16 protein-coding genes are annotated in these 18804 nt (G+C 76.7%); 4 read left to right on the top strand and 12 right to left on the bottom strand.

Annotated features, from left to right (window positions below):
- Together ACI8AF_RS18640 and ACI8AF_RS18635 are read right to left on the bottom strand one after the other, a co-directional pair.
- The coding region (locus ACI8AF_RS18640; RefSeq protein WP_456541232.1) for a thiamine pyrophosphate-binding protein at positions 1–241 on the bottom strand (241 nt) is incomplete at its 3' end.
- Between the two features lie 13 nt (positions 242–254).
- Positions 255–1040: a cyclase family protein gene (locus ACI8AF_RS18635; RefSeq protein WP_456541231.1), complete on the bottom strand. Its 786-nt coding sequence runs from the start codon at positions 1038–1040 to the stop codon at positions 255–257.
- Between the two features lie 143 nt (positions 1041–1183).
- On the opposite strand from ACI8AF_RS18635, the gene nhaA reads away from it, so the two are divergent.
- Complete coding sequence (gene nhaA, locus ACI8AF_RS18630) at positions 1184–2587, top strand: Na+/H+ antiporter NhaA (RefSeq protein ID WP_456541230.1); 1404 nt, start codon at positions 1184–1186, stop codon at positions 2585–2587.
- 24 nt (positions 2588–2611) lie between these two features.
- Here the strand turns inward: nhaA and ACI8AF_RS18625 are convergent, their stop codons facing one another.
- The 4 genes from ACI8AF_RS18625 to ACI8AF_RS18610 are packed head-to-tail and all read right to left on the bottom strand — an operon-like array spanning position 2612 to position 5724.
- The gene (locus ACI8AF_RS18625) at positions 2612–3106 is read right to left on the bottom strand and encodes a DsbA family protein (protein WP_456541229.1); all 495 of its coding nucleotides are present in this window, start codon (positions 3104–3106) and stop codon (positions 2612–2614) included.
- Complete coding sequence (locus ACI8AF_RS18620) at positions 3103–3627, bottom strand: gamma carbonic anhydrase family protein (protein ID WP_456541228.1); 525 nt, start codon at positions 3625–3627, stop codon at positions 3103–3105. Before ACI8AF_RS18620 ends, ACI8AF_RS18625 begins: the two co-directional genes overlap by 4 nt.
- Before the next feature lie 11 nt (positions 3628–3638).
- Positions 3639–4346 (bottom strand): GDSL-type esterase/lipase family protein, encoded by a 708-nt coding sequence (locus ACI8AF_RS18615; RefSeq protein ID WP_456541227.1) that lies wholly within the window; start codon positions 4344–4346, stop codon positions 3639–3641.
- Between the two features lies 1 nt (position 4347).
- Positions 4348–5724 carry an FAD-dependent oxidoreductase gene (locus ACI8AF_RS18610; protein WP_456541226.1) on the bottom strand — a complete coding sequence of 459 codons (1377 nt, stop codon included), beginning with the start codon at positions 5722–5724 and terminating at the stop codon, positions 4348–4350.
- Between the two features lie 105 nt (positions 5725–5829).
- On the opposite strand from ACI8AF_RS18610, the gene ACI8AF_RS18605 reads away from it, so the two are divergent.
- A complete protein-coding gene (locus ACI8AF_RS18605; RefSeq protein ID WP_456541225.1) occupies positions 5830–7485 on the top strand; it encodes an FAD-dependent oxidoreductase in 1656 nt (551 codons plus the stop codon).
- Positions 7482–8960 carry an ATP-binding protein gene (locus ACI8AF_RS18600; RefSeq protein WP_456541224.1) on the top strand — a complete coding sequence of 493 codons (1479 nt, stop codon included), beginning with the start codon at positions 7482–7484 and terminating at the stop codon, positions 8958–8960. Before ACI8AF_RS18605 ends, ACI8AF_RS18600 begins: the two co-directional genes overlap by 4 nt.
- On the opposite strand, the gene ACI8AF_RS18595 is transcribed toward ACI8AF_RS18600, so the two are convergent.
- The 5 genes from ACI8AF_RS18595 to ACI8AF_RS18575 all read right to left on the bottom strand — a co-directional run bounded on the left by ACI8AF_RS18595 (position 8896) and on the right by ACI8AF_RS18575 (position 15537).
- Positions 8896–9246, bottom strand: coding sequence for a UBP-type zinc finger domain-containing protein (locus ACI8AF_RS18595; RefSeq protein WP_456541223.1), 351 nt, complete (start codon positions 9244–9246; stop codon positions 8896–8898). The two genes, ACI8AF_RS18600 and ACI8AF_RS18595, sit on opposite strands and share 65 nt — an antisense overlap.
- A gap of 12 nt (positions 9247–9258) precedes the next feature.
- Positions 9259–9642, bottom strand: coding sequence for a TFIIB-type zinc ribbon-containing protein (locus ACI8AF_RS18590; RefSeq protein WP_456541222.1), 384 nt, complete (start codon positions 9640–9642; stop codon positions 9259–9261).
- A gap of 42 nt (positions 9643–9684) precedes the next feature.
- The gene (locus ACI8AF_RS18585; RefSeq protein ID WP_456541221.1) at positions 9685–9879 is read right to left on the bottom strand and encodes a hypothetical protein; all 195 of its coding nucleotides are present in this window, start codon (positions 9877–9879) and stop codon (positions 9685–9687) included.
- A 180-nt stretch (positions 9880–10059) separates the two neighbouring features.
- A complete protein-coding gene (locus ACI8AF_RS18580) occupies positions 10060–10728 on the bottom strand; it encodes a hypothetical protein (protein ID WP_456541220.1) in 669 nt (222 codons plus the stop codon).
- Positions 10729–10902: 174 nt separating this feature from the next.
- A complete protein-coding gene (locus ACI8AF_RS18575; protein WP_456541219.1) occupies positions 10903–15537 on the bottom strand; it encodes a cation-translocating P-type ATPase in 4635 nt (1544 codons plus the stop codon).
- Between the two features lie 133 nt (positions 15538–15670).
- Between ACI8AF_RS18575 and ACI8AF_RS18570 the strand changes: the two genes are divergently transcribed.
- Positions 15671–18397 (top strand): ATP-binding protein, encoded by a 2727-nt coding sequence (locus ACI8AF_RS18570; protein WP_456541218.1) that lies wholly within the window; start codon positions 15671–15673, stop codon positions 18395–18397.
- Here the strand turns inward: ACI8AF_RS18570 and ACI8AF_RS18565 are convergent.
- On the bottom strand, positions 18385–18804 hold the full coding sequence (locus ACI8AF_RS18565) for a MaoC family dehydratase (protein ID WP_456541217.1): 420 nt from the start codon (positions 18802–18804) through the stop codon (positions 18385–18387). The two genes, ACI8AF_RS18570 and ACI8AF_RS18565, sit on opposite strands and share 13 nt — an antisense overlap.

Below are 18804 nucleotides of genomic sequence, written 5' to 3'. Positions count from 1 at the left end.
CGGTCATGGGGTTGGTCAGCCCGCCGCGGTGGTGCAGGGTCACGCCGGCCACCCCCCGGGACGCCCGCGGGTTGGCGGCGGCAACCGACCCCCCCCCGCCCTGGTGGGGGGCGGCGACGAAGCGGGCGCCCGCCGCCACCATCGCGTTGGTGACGGCGAAGTTGCCCGAGCCGACGACGCCGAAGACCTGCCCCACGCCGCACCGGACCAGTGCGGCGCCGACGGCCTCCGAGACGTTCACCGGGGAGCCCCGGTCAGCGCTCGACCAGCGCCAGCACCCGCGCCGGCGCGCCGGAACCGGTGACGATCGGCAGCGGCGCTGCGATCAGCAGCGCGCCGGTGGGCGGCAGCGCGGCCAGGTTCTGCAGCTGGGTCAGCCCGTACTTGCCGCTGCCCATGAGCGCCGCGTGGCACGGGAACGGCGGGTCGAAGGAGTGCGCCGCCCCGGCGTCGGTTCCGACGGTCTCCACGCCGAGGCCGAGGATCGGCGCCTCCTGGCCGAGCCAGCGCGCGCAGTCCGGTGAGATGCCCGGCGTGTGCGGTCCGGTGTCGTCGGCGTTGAGGAAGTCGGCCTGCGACGCCGAGCGCGCGTCCCAGCCGGTGCGGTAGAGCAGCCAGCCACCCTCCGGCAGCGGCCCGTGCTCGGCCTCCCACGCCCGCACGTGCTCCACCTCCAGCAGGAAGTCGGGGTCCTCGGCGGCCTGCTGCGAGAAGTCCAGGACGACGGCCGGCCCGACCAGCCGGGACGGCGGCACCGAGGCGACGTCGTCGCCGTCCTTGCCGGTCACCCAGTGGTTGGGCGCGTCGAAGTGCGTGCCGGTGTGCTCGCCGGTGCGGAAGTTGTTCCAGTACCAGGCCGGCCCGCGGTCGTCGTAGCGGCTGAGCTCCTCCAGCTCGAAGCGCGCGGTCTGGGCGAACTCCGGGGGCAGCTGGATGATCGGCGTCTCGGCCGACAGCGGGGCGGTGAGGTCGACGATCTCGACGCGCCCGCTGGTGAGGGCGTCGGCGACGGTGGACAGCAGCGACATGCGCTGCAGCATGTCGCATCCGCGGCCGTCACTGGAGAGCGCCGGGTCCGGCGGGGGAAGATCCTGGCACCGCGACGACTTGGCACGCACCAGGTCGACCCGTGCAGCGGGGCACGGTCGCGGCCGTACGACCGCCGCTGTCGAAAGGGTGCCCGTTGAGCACTGAGCAGGTCCTGCCGGCCCCGTCCCGCCCCGGGCCGTCGTTGCGCATCAGCATGCCGGTCCCCTACCGCTCGGCCAGCTTCGGCCGGTTCCTCGCCAACGAGGCCGGCAGCGCCGTCCTGCTGCTGGTCGCCGCGGTGATCGCCCTGGCGTGGGCCAACCTGGGCGACTCGTACGAGGACTTCTGGCACACCGAGGTCGCCGTCCGCATCGACGACTGGACCGCGTCGATGGACCTGCGGCACGTGGTCAACGACGCGGCCATGGCCCTCTTCTTCCTCGTCGTCGGCCTCGAGATCAGCCGCGAGGTGACCGTCGGGGAGCTGCGTGACCGCCGCCGGGTGATCGTGCCGGCGCTCGGGGCCCTCGGCGGGCTGGCCCTGCCGGCGCTGATCTACCTGGCGTTCGCGCCCTCGGGCGAGGCGGCCATGGGCTGGGGCATCCCCATCTCCACCGACACCGCGTTCCTGATCGGCATCCTCGCCCTGTTCGGCCCGCGCTGCCCCGACCAGCTCCGGCTGTTCCTGCTGACGCTGGCGATCGTCGACGACATCGGCGCCATCGGCGTGATGGCGATCTTCTACACCGACGACGTCTCCGTGCCCGCCCTGGTCGCCTCCGCCCTGCTCACGGCGCTGCTGCTGGCGATGCGCTGGGCCGGGGTGTGGCGGCTGGCGCCGTACCTGGTGGTGGGGCTGGCGCTGTGGTGCGCGGTCTTCGCCTCCGGCGTGCACGCCACCCTGGCCGGCGTCCTGGTGGGTCTCATCGTGCCCGCGGCGCCGGTGGAGGACGCGCAGTGGGAGCGGCTGAAGTTCTACGGGAAGGCGCTCAAGGAGCGGGCCGACCCGGCCCGTGCCCGGCTGGCCTCCGCCGCCGTCCGGGCGACCGTGCCGGCCAACGACCGGCTGCAGAACGAGCTGCACCCGGTCAGCGCCTACCTCGTCGTCCCGGTGTTCGGCCTGGCCAACGCCGGGGTGGTGCTCGACGGCGAGACGCTGTCGGCCGCGCTGAGCTCGGGGGTGTCGATCGGCATCGTGGTGGCCCTGCTGGTCGGCAACGCGTTCGGCATCTCGCTGGCGGCCGGGATGGCGTTGCGGTTCGGCTGGGGCGACCTGCCCGGCCGGGTGCGCTACGGCCACCTCATCGGCGGCGCGGTGCTGGCCGGGATCGGGTTCACCATCTCGCTGTTCATCACCGACCTCGCGTTCACCGACGAGCTGCTGCGCCAGGAGGCGAAGATCGGCGTCCTGGCCGGGTCGCTGCTGTCGGCCGTGGTCGGCTCGCTGCTGCTGCGCTACCTCGGCGAGCGGCTGCCGCTGTGCACGGTCGAGGACGACGAGGAGCCCCCGGAGCTGCCCGTCGGCCCCTGGCGCGACCCCACCCTCGCCCCCGCCTGACCGCGGCGAGAGCAGCGCCGTCGGTCAGTCGAGGCCGAGGGCGCTGCGCAGGTCGCCGAGCTTCGCCCGGCCGGTGTAGCGCTGGCCGTCGACGAACAGCGTGGGCGTCCCGCGGACGCCGTTCTGCACGCCCGACCGGTAGTCGGCCTCGACGGCGGGGCGGAACGCCTGCGCCGGCTCCCCGACCACGTCGGCCGCCCCGACCTGCCCGCCGTAGCCGGCGAGGTCCGTGTCGGTGAGCCGGTCCTGGTTGGCGAACAGCAGGTCGTGCATCAGCCAGAACCGGTCGCCCGACGCCTCGGCCGCCAGCGCCGCCGTGAGCGCGAACGGGTGCACGGTGAACAGCGGGAAGTGCCGGAAGACCAGCGCGACCCGGCCGTCGGAGCCGTCGACCAGCTTCTTCAGCTGCGGCGCGGCGTCGCGGCAGTACGGGCACTCGAAGTCGCCGTACTCGACGACGCGGATCGGCGCCGCCGGGTCGCCGTAGAGGTGCCGGTCGGGGTCGTAGCCGGTGGTCACCCGACCTCCTCCACGCTCGCGGCGTGCCGCCGCGCCAGCTCCTGGTAGACCGCCGGGTTGTGGTCGACCCAGCGCCGCGCGCCCGTCGACAGCGGGCCGCGCACCTGGGCCGGCGCGCCGAGCGCCAGCACCTCGTCGGGGATCTCGGCGGCCGGCGGCACCAGGCTGCCGGCGCCGATCAGCGCGCGGGCGCCGATGCGGGCGCCGTCCTGCACCGTGGCCCCGTTGCCGACCAGCGCCTCGGCGCCGATGACCGCCCCGTGGACGACGCAGGTGTGGCCGATCGTGGCGCCGGGACCGATCTCGGTCTCCGGGTCGTCGCCGCCGTGCAGCACGGAGTTGTCCTGGACGTTCGCGCCCTCCCGGACGACGATGCGGCCGAAGTCGGCGCGCAGCACCGCGCCGTACCAGACCGAGGCCCCCGCCTCGACGACGACGTCGCCCACCAGCGTCGCGGTGGGCGCGATCCAGGCGTCGGGGTGGACCTGCGGCTTGCGGCCTTCGAAGGAGAACAGCGGCATGGCTCCGCAGCCTAGGTCTGCAGGGCGCGCCAGAACGCCGACCGCACCCCACCGGCCCCCCACGCGTTCGGCTCGATGACCGAGCAGAACCACAGCTCGCGCGACCCCGGCCGCGGGTCGGGCCGCGCCGGGTCGCCGGCGCGGACGCCGTGGCCGGCGAACTCCTCGGCGATCTCCGCGACGCCGGCCCCGTGCGCGGCCGCCACCTCCCGCAGCGCCGCGTTGAGCTCGCCGATCAGCGCCACGCCGTCCGGCCACGGTGGCAGGCCGAGCCGCGCGGTGTCGCCGGTGCCGTCGCTGGGGTCGTACACGGTGCCGACCAGCACCCGCCCGCCGTCGGCGAGCCGGGCGGCGACGGTGCCGAGCACCCGGTCGACGTCCGCCCGCACCCGGCGCACGGCCGCCCGCGCGGCAGGGGTGTCGCCGTAGGCGCCGAGCAGGTCGTTGCCGCCCACCGTCAGGGTGACGAGGTCGGGCCGCCCGCCCAGCGCGCCCAGCCGGGGCAGCTGGCGCTCGAGCACCGTGGCCGTCGTCGCCCCGTCGGTGGCCAGCAGCTCGAAGGCCGCCGCCGGGTCGGCCGAGACGAGGTCGCGGCCGCGCCAGTCGGGGAAGTCGTCGTCGCGGTTGCGGTGCAGCAGGCTGGCGCCGCCGCGCCCGGGGCCACCGGCGTAGTCGTCGATGGAGATGGAGTCGCCCAGGGCGACGTAGGCGGCGACCACCTCACAGCTCCCGGACGTCGGCCTCGACCGCCTCGAAGGCCTTGCGCGCGGCGATGAGCACCGGGTCCCACACCGGCGAGAAGGGCGGGGCGTAGGACAGGTCCAGCGACAGGATCTCGTCGACGGTCATCTCGTTCCAGATGCAGACGGCCAGCGCGTCGATCCGCTTGGCCGCCGCCTGCTTGCCGACGATCTGCGCGCCCAGCAGCCGCCCGCTGCGCCGCTCGGCGATCATCTTGACCCGGATCGGCGAGGCCCCCGGGAAGTAGCCGGCCTTCGTCGTGGAGTCGACGACGGCGGTGACGAACGAGTAGCCGGCGGCCTCGGCCTCCGCCGTCGACAACCCGGTGCGCGCCACCTCGGTGTCGCAGATCTTGGTGATCGCGGTGCCGATGACCCCGGGGAACGTCGCGTACCCGCCGCCGATGTTGATGCCGGCCACCCGGCCCTGCTTGTTGGCGTGCGTGCCCAGCGCGACGACGACGCGCTGCCCGGAGAGCCGGTGCCACGACTCCACGCAGTCCCCCGCCGCCCACACGCCCTCGACCTGGGTGCGCATGCGGGCGTCGACGGCGATGCCGCCGGAGACGCCCAGCGGGATGCCGGCCTCGCGGGCCAGCCGCACGTCCGGCCGGACCCCCAGGCCGAGGACGACGAGGTCGGCGGGCAGCTGGCGCCCGCTGGCGGTCACCACGGCGCGCACCCGCCCGTCGGGGCCGGCCTCGAGGGCGGCCACGCCGTCGGCGAGCACCAGCTCGACGTCCTCCCCGCGGACGGCGTCGGCGATGAACGCGCCGACGTCGGGGTCGAAGGTGCCCACCGGCGTGGGCGACCTGTCCACGACGGTGACCTCGAGCCCGCGGATCCGGCAGGCCTCGGCGATCTCCAGGCCGATGTAGCCGCCGCCGATCACGACCACCCGGCGCACCCGGCCGCTGTCGAGCTCGGCGCGCAGGGCCACGCCGTCGTCGAGCGTCTGCACCCCGTACACGCCGGCGGCGTCGATGCCCGGCACCGGCGGGCGCATGGGCACGCTGCCGGTGGCGTGCACCAGGTCGTCGAACGGCTCGGTGCCCTCTCCCCCGCCGTCGAGCTCCCGCCAGTGGACGACGCGGCGGTCCAGGTCGATGCCGACCACCTCGGTGCGCATCCGGACGTCGATGCCCCGCGCCCGGTGCTCCTCCGGCGTGCGCGCGACCAGCGCGGTCTCGCTCTCGACCGCCCCGGCGATCCAGTACGGGATGCCGCACGCGGAGTACGACGTCGCGCGGCCGCGCTCGAACACCACCACCTCGAGGTCCGGGCGCCGCTTCTTCGCCTGCGACGCCGCGCTGCCCCCCGCGGCGTCCCCTCCGATCACCACCAGCCGGCCGCTCACGTCGCGGACGCTAGGTCACGCTCCCACCACCCGCCCGGCGAACATGCGGAGGCGGTTCCGGAAAGGGGGTTCCGGCCGGGCGCGTGCCCCGGCGAGGATGGGGGCGTGGGCAAACCTGTGCTGCTGAGCGTGGACGACGACCCGGGCGTGTCGCGGGCGGTGGCCCGTGACCTGCGCCGGCACTACGGCGAGGACTTCCGGGTGCTGCGCGCCGGCTCGGCCGCCGAGGGCCTGGAGGCGCTGCGCGAGCTGAAGCTGCGCGGCGACGCCGTGGCCGTGCTGCTGGCCGACTACCGGATGCCGCAGATGAACGGCATCGAGTTCCTCGAGAAGGCGATGGACGTCTTCCCGCGGGCCCGGCGGGCGCTGCTCACCGCCTACGCCGACACCGACGCGGCCATCCAGGCGATCAACCTCGTCGACGTCGACCACTACCTGCTCAAGCCGTGGGAGCCGGTCGAGGAGAAGCTCTACCCGGTCGTCGACGCGATGATCCAGGCCTGGAAGGAGAGCAAGGACGCCGCCGTCGAGGACGTGCGGATCGTCGGCCACCGGTGGTCGGCGCCGTCGTTCAAGGCGCGCGACTTCCTGGCCCGCAACGCCGTCCCCTACCGCTGGTACAGCGTCGAGGAGGCCGAGGGGCAGCGGCTGCTGGAGGCGGCCGACGCGACCCCCGCCGACGTCCCGGTGGTCCTCACGCCGACCGGCCAGGTGCTGCGCTCCCCCAGCCCGGCCGAGCTCGGCGCGGCGGTCGGCCTCGACGTCGAGCCCCGCACCGACTTCTACGACCTGGTGGTCGTCGGCGGCGGACCGGCCGGGCTGGGCGCCGCGGTGTACGGCGCCAGCGAGGGCCTGCGCACGGTGCTGGTGGAGAAGCGGGCCACCGGCGGCCAGGCCGGGCAGAGCAGCCGGATCGAGAACTACCTCGGCTTCCCCGACGGCGTCTCCGGCGCCCAGCTGGCCGACCGCGCCCGGCGGCAGGCCACCAAGTTCGGCGCCGAGCTCGTCACCGCGCGCGACGTCGTCGCCCTGGAGGTCACCGGCTCCTCGCGGACGGTGCACTTCGACGACGGCAGCAGCATCGCCGCGCACGCCGTCGTCCTGGCCACCGGCGTCTTCTGGCGGACCCTCGGCGCGCCCGGCTGCGCCGAGCTCACCGGCCGGGGCGTCTACTACGGCTCCGCCATGACCGAGGCCGCCAACTGCAAGGACCAGGACGTGTTCATCGTGGGCGGGGCCAACTCCGCCGGGCAGGCCGCGGTGTTCTTCTCCCGGCACGCCAGGTCCGTGCACCTGCTGGTGCGCGGACCATCGCTGGAGGCCTCGATGTCGCACTACCTGATCGAGCAGATCGCGGCGATCGAGAACATCGTCGTCCGCACCTGCACGACGGTCGCCGAGGCGCACGGCGACGAGCACCTCGAGCACCTGACCCTGCGCCACCTCGACGGCACCGAGGAGAAGCGGGCCGCCGACCACCTGTTCGTCTTCATCGGCGCCGCGCCGCACACCGAGTGGCTCGACGGCGTCGTCGCCCGCGACGCCAACGGCTTCATCCCGACCGGCCCGGCGCTGCTGGCCGACGGCGGCCGGCCGGCCGGCTGGCCGCTGGACCGCGACCCCTACTTCCTGGAGAGCAGCCTGCCCGGCGTCTTCGTGGCCGGCGACGTGCGGGCGGAGTCGGTCAAGCGGGTGGCCTCGGCGGTCGGCGAGGGCGCCATGGCGGTCACCCTGGTGCACCGGTACCTGGAGGAGCGATGAGCACCCACCTCGAGCCGGCGGAGCTGCGCCGGCTGTTCCTCTTCGAGGACCTCGACGACGAGCAGCTGGCCTGGGTGGCCGGGGCCGGGGACGTCGTCGACTACCCGGCCGGGGCGGTCGTGTCGGCGGAGGGCGAGCCGGCGGAGTGCTTCTACGTGCTGCTCGAGGGCACGATGACCATGTCGCGGCGGGTGGGCGCCGACGAGGTGGAGACGATCCGCACCAGCAGCCCGGGTGTCTACTCCGGCGCCGTCCAGTTCTACTTCGGCGACCAGATCGACCAGCGCTACCCGGCGACCGTGCGCGCCGTCACCGACTCCCGGTTCCTCGCGCTGCCGGCCGTCGAGTTCGGCACGGTCTTCCGCGGCTGGTTCCCCATGGCGACCCACCTGCTGCAGGGCCTGTTCGTCGGCACCCGCAACACCAACGAGCTGGTCGGCCAGCGGGAGCGCCTGCTGGCGCTGGGCAAGCTGACCGCCGGGCTGACGCACGAGCTGAACAACCCCGCCGCGGCGGCCGCCCGGGCCACCGCGTCGCTGCGCGACCGGTTCGCCGGCATGCGGCACAAGCTGGCGATGCTCGCCTCCGGGAAGATCGACGGCCGGGTGCTGCGGGCGCTGACCGACCTCCAGGAGACCTTCGTCGCGAACCTCGAGCAGGCCGAGGAGCTCTCGGCGCTGGAGCGCTCCGACCGCGAGGACGTGCTCGGCGAGTGGCTGGAGGACCACGAGGTCAACGGGCCGTGGGAGCTGGCCGCGGTCTTCGTCCCCGCCGGCCTGGGCCCCGCGGACCTGGAGAAGGTCGCCGACGCCGTCGACCCCGGCTTCCTGGAGCCCGCGCTGCGCTGGCTGGCCTACACGGTCGAGACCGAGATGCTGCTGGGCGAGATCCGGGAGAGCACCAGCCGGATCTCCGGTCTGGTGAACGCCGCCAAGCAGTACTCCAACCTCGACCGCACGCCGCACCAGGACGCCGACCTGCACGCCGGGCTGGACGCCACCCTGGTCATGCTCAGCGCCAAGGTCGGCGGCGGCATCACCGTCGTCAAGGAGTACGACCGCTCGCTGCCGCTGGTGCCGGGCTACCCGGCGGAGCTGAACCAGGTGTGGACCAACCTGATCGTCAACGCCCTCGACGCGATGGGCGGCAGCGGCACGCTCACCCTGCGCACGGGCCGCGACGGCGACTGCGCCTTCGTCGACGTCTGCGACACCGGCCACGGCATCCCCGAGGACCTGCAGCGACGGGTGTTCGAGCCGTTCTTCACGACCAAGGCGGTCGGCGAGGGCACCGGCCTGGGCCTCGACATGTCCTACCGCATCGTCGTCAACCGGCACGGCGGCGACCTGCGGGTCACCTCCCGCCCCGGGGACACCCGGTTCCGGGTGCTGCTGCCGCTGACCGAGCCGGTCAGTGCAGCCGTTCCCGCCAGTCCGCCGGCACCCGGCCCAGGGGACCCGGCGCCGGCTGGTTGACCGGCCGCGACGCCGGCGGCAGCAGCTCGGGCCCCTGGGCGTACGTGCTGCGGGTGTAGTCCCAGAACCAGGTCTCGCCCGGCTCGAAGCTGCGCACCACCGGGTGCCCCGACGCCCGGGCGTGCGCGCTCGCGTGCTGCGCCGGCGAGGAGTCGCAGCAGCCGATGTGCCCGCACTGCGCGCACCGGCGCAGGTGGAACCACCAGCCACCGGACTGCTCGCACTCCAGGCAGCCGTTGCCGGACGGCGGGACGGACGGGTCGATGCCGGGGGTCGTCGCGGTCACCCCCTCAGTGGATCAGTCGAAGAGCTGGTCGAGGAAGGACTTCTTGCGCTTCGGGTGCCCGTGGCCGTACGGCCGGCCGTACTGGTCGTAGCCGTGGCCCGACGAGCTGTGCGACTTGTGCTTGGTCGCGTTCAGCACCTCGTTGACGACGGCGCCGAGCCCGCCGGCCGTCGCGGCGTGCCCCGAGTGCGACGACGAGTGCGACGAGTGGGTCGAGGACGGCGGGTGCGCGGACGACGGGGTGTTGCCGTGCCAGGCGTTCTCGGCGTCGATCAGCCGCTCCAGCTCACCCCGGTCGAGGAAGATCCCCCGGCAGTCGGCGCACTGGTCGACGTGGACGCCGTTGCGCTCGTAGGTGCGCATCGGGCCGTGGCACTTCGGGCAGGTGAGGTCCATGCCCGCCCAAACGGCCGGACCGCGGTCCGGAGTTCCGGGGCCTCAGGCGCCCTGGGCCAGGAACCGCGCGTAGCGGCGCCGCTCGCGCCAGGCGACGAACACCGGGGCCTGGCGGCGCCAGAAGCGCTGCCGCCGCTCGCGGCGCTCGGCCGCGCGGAGGATCCCGGCGATGTGGGGGTCAGCGGCGAGGAAGCGGCTGAGCGTGTCGAACTGACGGCCTTCGGCGTTCGGGTGCACCAACGGTCTCCGGGATCGGGCAACGGGCTCGGCCGGGTGTGGCGGGGTGCCGCGGCAGGCGCGGCACCGGCCGGTGGGCCGATGACCTTCGACCCTACGAGCCGAACCGGGACCGCGCTCGCCGGCGGCGGAGATCCCCGGCGGACGATTCCATACCGCACGGCCGGTGCCGCAGCGGGATCAGGAGGAGCGGTCGCGCTCCGCGGCGGCCGCGGCCCGCCCGCGCCGGTCCCGCTCGCGGTCGGCGCGGGCGGCCGCACGGTCCTGCGCCGCCCCCAGGCGGTCCTGCTCCGCCGCGCGGCGGTCCGCCGCGTCGGCCGCCCGGTCGGCATCGGCCCGCGCCACGTCGTCCGCGTCCCAGCCGCGGTAGCTCGCGTCGACCTCGGCGTCGATCGCCCACTGCTGGCCCTCGTCGCCCACCGCGCCGCCGGCCGCGGCGGTCCGAGCGGTCCGCCTCGCCTGCTCGGCCCGGCGCTCGGCCGCAGCCACCTCCCGGTGCTCGGCGGTCAGGGCCCGCTCCCTGGCCCGCTGGTCGCGCGCGGCGGCCACCTCGTCGCGCTGCTGCGCGGCCTGCTCACGGCGCAGGGCCGCCTCGTCCCGGTGCCGGGCGGCCCGCTCGCGACGCAGGGCCGCGTCCTCCTGCGCCCGGCCGGCCGCGATCCACCAGTGCTCGGCCCGTGCGGCGTCCGCCGGCCAGCGGTCCGCTCGCAGCCGCTCGTGCTCGACGGCCCGCAGCGCCGCCGCGGCCTCGCTCAGCAACCCCCGGGCGTCCTCCAGGCGCCCCTCCCGCAGGGCCCGTTCCGCGAGGGAGAGGTTCGTGGCGGCGACGCCGCCCTCGGTCGCGGCCACCGCCTCGGCGCCCGGCCCAGCTGCTGCTGGAGCCGCCGGATGTCCTCCCGGAGGCGCTCGGCGGCGTGCTCGGCTCGGCGCTGCTGCTGCGCCCGGCGCGTCCTCTCCTCGGACCCGTCCACGTGTCGAGGGTGTCCCCGCCGGGGACCGCGGACAAGGGGCGGGCCGGTGCAGCTAGTCGCCGCGGCCGAGGTCGTCGTCGACCGCGGTCTCGCCGGCGGTGCGGCCGCCGCCGGCGTGGCGGACGTCGCGCTCCTGCTCGTCGGCGCCCTCAGCCCGGTCGGGGGTGGGCTCGGGCTCGGTCATCTGCGCTCCTCCGGTCCGGTGGCGGTGCAGGAGGGCCGGCACCACCTCGGCGCCGGCGGTGCCGGCCGCCGCCGAGGCGAGGACGACGGCCCACGACAGCGGGTCCAGCGGCGTGCAGCCGAAGAACCGCGACACGCCCGGCGTCTGGACGGCGACGCCGAGGACGACGAGCGAGCCGGCGGCGGTGGCCAGCACCAGCGGGCTGCGCCGGCCCATCCACGCGGTCTGCCCGAGCTGGGTGGCGATCAGCGCGGCCAACCCCATGGTGCCGGCCCTCCCCCGCAGCCCGGTCAGCCGTCCGACCGCCCACGCGCCGGTCGCGCCGCTGGCGGTGGCCACGCCGCGGACCAGCACGATCCGGCGCAGCTCCTGGGTGAAGTCGCGGTGCGGACCGGCCCGCAGCACCTCGGCCAGCGGGTGCCCGGCCAGCGGTCCCTCGCCGTCGTCCCCACCGGCCGTGCGCGGGCGGGCGACCGCGACCGCCAGCGCCGGGAACATGTCGGTGAGCAGGTTGACCAGGAGCAGCTGGCGGGTGTTCAGCGGCGCCCGGCCGCCGAACGCCGTCCCCAGGACGGTGAAGGAGACCTCGCCGGCGTTGCCGCCCACCAGGATCGACACCGCGTCGCGCACCCGCGACCACATGGCCCGGCCCTCGGCGATCGCGTCGACCAGCCGGGTGAGGTCGAGGTCGGTGAGCACGAGGTCGGCCGCGCTGCGGGCGGCGGGTGACTCGGCGCCGGACACCCCCACGCCGACGTCGGCCAGCCGGATCGCCGCGGCGTCGTTCACCCCGTCGCCGGTCATCGCCAGCGTCGCCCCGGTCCGGCGCAGCGCGCCGACGAGCAGCACCTTCTGCTCCGGGGAGAGCCGGGCGAAGACGGCGGCCTCCTGCACCATCCGCGTCCGCTCGGTGTCCGACGCCCGGGCCAGCTGCCCGCCGGTCACCACCCGGTCGGCGTCGGGGATGCCGGCCTGTGCGGCGATGGCGCTCGCCGTCTCGGGGTGGTCGCCGGTGGCCACCAGCACCCGCACGCCGGCCGCGCGCAGCTGCTCGACGGCCGCCACCGAGGAGCCCCGCAGGGTGTCGGCGAGCGCGACCAGCCCGCGCAGCGTCAGCCCGTCGACCGCCTCCTGCAGGTCCTCGGGCGCGCCGTCCAGCTCGCGGTCGGCGACGGCCAGCACCCGCAGCCCCTCGGCCGCCAGGCCCTGCACGCGGTCGCGCACCTCGTCGGCCGCGCCGCACCGGCGCAGCACTACCTCGGGCGCGCCCTTGACCACCAGCCGGCCGTCGCGCAGCGCCGCCGAGAACCCGCGTCCGGCCGCGAACGGCAGGCTCGCCGTGGGCTCGTCGGCGGGCAGCACGCCGCGTTCGCGGGCGGCCTCGAGCACGGCCCGGTCGGTCTCGTGCGCGGCGTCGTCGCCGTTGCCCATGCCGGCGGCGGCCAGCCGCAGCAGGCCCTCCTCGTCGAGGCCGTCGCACGGCACCAGCCGGGTGACCGCCAGCCGGTTCTCGGTGAGCGTGCCGGTCTTGTCGAAGCAGACGGTGTCGACCCGCCCCAGCGCCTCCAGCACGCGGGCCGACCGGACCACCGCGCCCCGCCGGGACAGCCGCTGGGCGGCGGCCTGCTGCGCCACGGTGGCCACCAGCGGCAGCCCCTCGGGGACGGCGGCGACGGCGACGGCGACCCCGTCGCGGACGGCGTCGCGCAGGGGCCGGCGCCAGAGCACGCCGAGCGCGGTGACCGCGGCACCGCCGGCGAGGGTCAGCGGCAGCACCTTGCGGGTCAGCTCGCCCAGCCGCGCCTGCACGCCGGCGGGCGGCGCCGCCGCACCGGCCGCCCGCGTCGCGCGACCGGCCTGGGTGGCCTGCCCGACGGCGACGACGACCGCCCGCCCCGACCCGGCGACCACCGTCGTGCCGTCGAAGAGCATGCAGGTGCGGTCGCCCACCTCGGCCCCCGGCGTGGCCGGCACCGACTTGGCCACCGCGAGCGACTCGCCGGTCAGGTTGGACTCGTCGACCTCGAGGTCGGTCGCCTCCAGCAGCCGGGCGTCGGCGGCCAGCACGTCGCCGGCCTCGACCCGCAGCACGTCCCCCAGCCGCACCGCGCTGCCCGGCACCTCCTCGGTGCCGCCGTCGGTCTCCCGGCGCACGCAGACGTCCTGCTCGAGCAGCAGCGACTCCAGCGTGCTCTCCGCCCGCAGCCGCTGCAGCCCGCTGACCAGCGCGTTGGCCACCGTCACGCTGCCCACCAGGACGGCGTCGGTGGCCTCGCCGAGCAGCGCCGTCGCCGCCGCCCCGGTGCCCAGCACGGGGGTCAGCGGGTCGCTCAGCTCGGCGGCGACGGTGCGCGCGTACCGCAGCGGGGTGCGCAGCGCCGGCCGGCCGGCGAGCCGGCGCAGCGGCTCCGGCACCGGCGACGGGTGCTCCTCCCGCGGCTCGGGCAGGTCGGCGAGGCGCCGCTGCACGTCGTCGGGGTCGAGCGCGTGCCAGGGCGTGTGCACGCTCGGTGGCGGTGGTGGGCGGTTCGCCACGCGGTACGCCGTCCACGTGCCGCTGGCCATCGTGACCACGGTGGCCGACTTGCCCGGCGTGGTCGCCTTGCGCTGCCCGTAGGCGGCGCTGCCCACCGCGGCGAGCAGGGCACCGAGCACGTTGCCGGTCAGCGCGCTCTCCACCGCCCGCCGGCTGACGGTGCGGGCGTCCGCGGTCGCGGCGACCAGGCCGCAGGCGTCGACCAGGCCGGCGGCGGTCACGAGGTCGGCGCCCCACGCCGGCGCCCGTCCCGGCCGCACCGGGGCCACGGCGACGTCGGCGGCCAGCAGCGCGGGCCCGTCGGCGGCCGAGACCAGCAGCACGCCGCGGCCGTCGGCCTGCAGCCGGCGGACGGTCTCCACCAGCGGTTCGCCCGCGTCGGCGACCTCGTCGGCCATGCCGGCGACCTCCCGGCTGCCGGCGTGCGCGGAGAGCACCAGCCGGTGCCCCGCCCGTCCGGCGGCGGTCAGCAGCGCCTCGGCGTGCGGGTCCAGCTCGGCGCTCACGGTGACCTCGCCGACCCGCCGCCGGCCCTCGAGCAGGGTGCGCCGCTCGCCGCCGGGCAGCTCGCCGGGGCGCGGCGGCCCCAGCCGCAGCGGCCGGCCGTCGCGGGCGACCGGCTCGTCGTCGGGAGCGCGCAGCAGGCGCGCGGCGGCCGACCACACCGCGGCGTCGTCCCAGCCGTCGGCCGCGGCCCGGTCGTCGGTGGTCGCGTCGAGCACCACCGGCGGCCCGGTGCAGAGCGCGTCGCCGTCGACGACGACGGCGTCGATCCGGTCCAGGCGCCGGTACGCCGCGCCGTCCATGGGCAGCACGCCGCGGCGGCACAGCAGCAGGTCGAGCGTGGCCGCGAACGACTCGCGCCCCTGGGACGCCGCCTTGGGGGTGAGCGCCTTCATCAGGTCGGCCGACCGCCCGGGGCGCCGGGTGAGCGGCAGCAGCGCCAGCGCCGAGACCAGCTCGGTCGGGCCGAGGCGGGCCTTGTACCGCTCGATCGGGCCGGGCGGCAGCGGGCGCGGGCGCTGGCCCGGCGCGGGCACCTCGTCGTCGTCGGCCGGCTCGGGCTCGGGCCCGCAGAGCTCGTGCTCGCGGCGCTGCCACACCTGCCGGCGGGCGCGCATCTCCAGCGCCTCCTGCACCGCGGCCGCCGCGTTGAGGGCGGGCACGGTCGGGCTCTGGGTCATGGCGTGCAGCAGCGCGCTGGTGCCGGTGAAGACCAGGTCGGTCCCGAGCGGGCCGATCCGGTCGGTGAGCCGGGTCTTGATCCACTCCTGGCTGTCGAGCAGCGCCACGGCGAGCGTCGCGTGCCGGGTGAGCGCGGGGATCGGCAGCCGCTTCGCGGTGGCGGCGACGACCAGGGCGGCCACGTCGACCGCTGCGCTGAGCCACGCGGCCAGCACCGGCTCGAGGTCGGCGGGGTGGTCCTCGCGCAGGGGGTAGAGCTGCTTCGCCCCGCGGGCCTGCTCGACGGCGGACACCACCGCGACGACGTCCTCCACCCCCACCCGCCGGTCGTCGACCGCGACCAGCACGCGGCCGGCGACGTCGTTCACCGTGGCCCACGAGACGCCGTCGAGCTTCTCCAGCGCCTGCCGCAGCGAGCGGCGCACCTGCGGCGCCTCCTCGGCCGCCGGGGCGCAGAGCTCCACCTGCACGTGCCCGCGGTCGGCCCACACCCGCGGCGTGTGCCGGGTGGTCGGGGGCTCGACCATCGCCCGGGCCGCGTCGACGAGGGAGTGCACGTGCCCGTCGGGCATCGGGTCGGCGCCGGTGAGGACCGTGCCGACCCGGCGGGTCGCGGACTCGACGGCGGAGCGGGCGGTGCGCGCGCCGGCCCGCGCGGTGTCGCCGAGCAGCCCCGCGGTTACGACGGCGGGGGCGAGCGCGAGCGCAGCGCCGCCGGTGGCCAGCCCGGCGGCCGTCCGCAGCACCCCGCGGACGGGAGCGATGCGGCTCGACAGGGCCACCGGCGTACTCCCAACGGTCGTGTGCCGACCGTACGCCCGATCGCGTTCCGCCACCCGGTGGGGCGCACCCCTTTACCGCCCCCCGGCCGGCGCGGCAGGGTGCACCCCAGGACCACCTCGACCGGGAGGCGCGATGCGGGTCGCCGTCCGTCTGCTCGGCGGCTTCGACGTGGTGGTCGACGGCCGGGTCGTGGCCCCCGAGGACTGGCGCCGCCGCTCCGCCTCGGCCCTGGTCAAGCTGCTCGTGCTGGCCCCCGGGCACCGGCTGCGCCGGGAGCAGGTGGTCGACGCGCTCTGGCCCGACCTGCTGGTCGACGAGGCGCTGCCCCGCCTGCACAAGGCCGCGCACTTCGCCCGCGGCGCGCTCGGCGCCCGGGACGCCGTCGTCCTGGCCGACGACGCGGTCACGCTGTTCCCGGGCGTCGAGGTGACCGTCGACGTCGAGGAGTTCGAGCGGGCCGACGACGCCGGCGCGGCCCTCGGGCACTGGCGCGGGGACCTGCTGCCCGACGACGCCTACGAGCCCTGGACCGAGGAGCCGCGCCGCCGGCTGCGGCTGCGCCACCTCGAGCTGCTGCGGGCGGCCGGGCGGTGGGCCGACCTCGCCGCCGCCGACCCGCTCGACGAGGAGGCCGCGCTGCACGTCGTCCGCGAGCACGTCGCGGCCGGCCGCCGGGCGGACGCGCTGCGCCGGCTGCAGCACCTGGAGGAGACGCTCCGGCGGGAGCTCGGCACCGCGCCCGGCCGGGCCGCGGCGGCGCTGCGCGCCGAGGCGCTCCGGCTGCCCGTGGACGGCGGACCCCGCCCGGCCCGCGCCACCCCCGTGCCCCTGCCCGCGACGCCGACCGTCGGGCGGGACGCCGACCGGGATCGCGTGCTCGAGCTGCTGGAGACGTCCCGCGTCGTCACGCTGGTCGGTCCCGGAGGGGTGGGCAAGACCCGGCTGGCCGCCGAGGTCGCCCTCGCCCGCACCGGGGCGACCGGCGTCCCGGCCGTCTTCGTCGACCTGACCCGCGTGACCGATCCGCGGCTGGTCGCCGACCTGGTCGCCGGCGCGCTGGGGGTGCACGTCGGCACCGGCGGCGAGCCCGAGCGGGCGCTGGCCGAACTGCTGCGCCGGCGCGAGCTGCTGCTCGTGCTCGACAACTTCGAGCACGTGCTGGCCGCCGCCCCCGTGGTGGGCCGGCTGGCCGCGACGGCGCCGGACGTGCGGTTCCTGTGCACCAGCCGGGCGCGGCTGCGGATCGCCGGCGAGCGCCTGCACGACGTCGCCCCGCTGGCGACCGCCGACGACGCCGGCTCCCCGGCCGTCGCGCTGTTCGCGCAGGCCGCCGAGGCCGTCGACCCCGGCTTCGACCTGGCCGCGCACCTGCCCGAGGTCGTGGCGATCTGCCGGCAGGTGGACGGGCTGCCGCTGGCCATCGAGCTCGCCGCCGGCCACGTGCGCACCCTCTCCCCCGCGCTGCTGCGCGCACGGCTGGGCGCCCGGCTCGGCTCACCGGACGGCGCCCCGCGGGACAGCCCCCCGCGGCAGCTGACCATCCCGGCGACCGTCGACTGGAGCCTGCAGCTGCTCGGCGCGGCCGAGCGGGAGCTGTTCGCCGCGCTGGGCGTCTTCGCCGGCCCGGTGCCGGTGGCGGCGGTCGAGCAGGTGTGCGCCGACGTCGCCCCGGACGTGCTGGCGTCGCTGAGCCGCCTGGTCGACCAGAGCCTGGTCCGACGGGGCACCGGACCGGACGGCGAGCCGCGGTTCCGGCTGCTCGAGCTGCTCCGCGAGCGCGCCCGCGAGCTGCTGCCCGCGGAGGCGGCCGCCGACCTGCGGGCGCGGCGGGCCCGCTGGGTGGCCGACGTGCTCGAGGAGCTCGACGCGCACCGGTGGACGGCGCCCGACGCGTGGCTGGACCGGGTCGGCGAGCTGATGCCCGAGATCCGCGCCGCGCGGGCCGACACCACCGCGGCCGGGGACCTGCGGACCGCCGCCCGCATCGCCGGGCAGCTGGGCACCTACTGGCACCGGGAGGGACGGCACGACGAGGGCCGCCCCTGGGTGGGCGCCCTGCTCGAGGCCGCCGACCGGCCCGACGCCCCGCTCGACGTCCCCCTCGTCGCCCGGCTGCACCTGGCCGAGGGCTTCCTCTGGTGGACCGTCGACGTGCCCCGGGCCCGCACGCACCTGGTCGCCGCGGCCGAGCTGTTCCGCGGCTGCGGCCCCGACCGCTACCTCGCCTACGCCCAGGGGCTCGCCGGGGTGACGTTCGTGGGCGACCCGGCCGCCTACCCGGCGGCGCTGCGCCAGGTGGACGAGAGCATCGCGCTGGCCCGGCGCGTGGGCGAGGGCGGGCTCACCGCGCAGGTGCTGACCATCCGCGGCGAGCTGACCCGCGTGCACGGGGACGACGACCTGGCGCGGACGGCGTACGAGGAGGCGCTGCGGCTGAGCGCGGAGGTCGGCGACGGGATCCTGCAGAGCATGCTGCTGGCCAACCTCGGCTACCTGGCCGAGCACCGCGGCGACCACGAGGAGGCGCGGGTGCTGCACCGCCGCGGGATCCACCTCTGCTGGTCCTCCGGGCGGCGGCTGGTGGCGGCGTGGCTCCTCGCCGAGGTGGCCGGACCGGAGGCCGCGCTGGGCCGGGCCGAACGGGGCGCCCTGCTGGTCGGGGCCGCGGACGCGGCGCTGCGCGGGCTGGGCAACGACCGGGCGCCGAGCGACCGGCCCGAGTACCGGCGGGTGGTGCGCACGCTGCGCGCGGCCCTCGGCGACGCCGCCTTCGAGCGCGCGGCCGCCGAGGGGGCGCAGCTGTCGCTGGACGAGGCGGTGGAGCTGGCGATGACCGAGCCGGCGGTTCAGCGGGCCTGAGCCGCGGCCGCCACCACCGGGTCGCGCCACACCACCGCGGTGCCGTCCAGGACGACGACGCCGTCCTGGTCGGTGATGGTCGTGGCCAGCGTGCTGATCGGCTTGTCCTCCCGCAGCGCCGTCACCTCGGCGGTCGCGGTGAGCACGTCGCCCGGCCGCACCGCCACGCGGAAGTTCCAGGTGACGGTGAGGAAGACGCTGCCCGGGCCGGGCAGGTCCTCGGCGACCAGCGCGTTGAGCAGGCCGCTGGTCACCCCGCCCTGGACGACGATCCCGCCGAACCGCGACCGCGCCGCAAGCTCCGCGTCGTGGTGCACCGGGTTGCGGTCGCCGGTGAGCTGGGTGAACAGCCCGATGTCCTCCGCCCGGACCGTGCGCGTCCGGCTCGCGGTGTCCCCCACGCGCAT

This window comes from Blastococcus sp. SYSU D00669, assembly GCF_054050715.1.
Note: the sequence above shows the minus strand (reverse complement) of the source record. Positions and strands in the feature narration are given on the sequence as shown.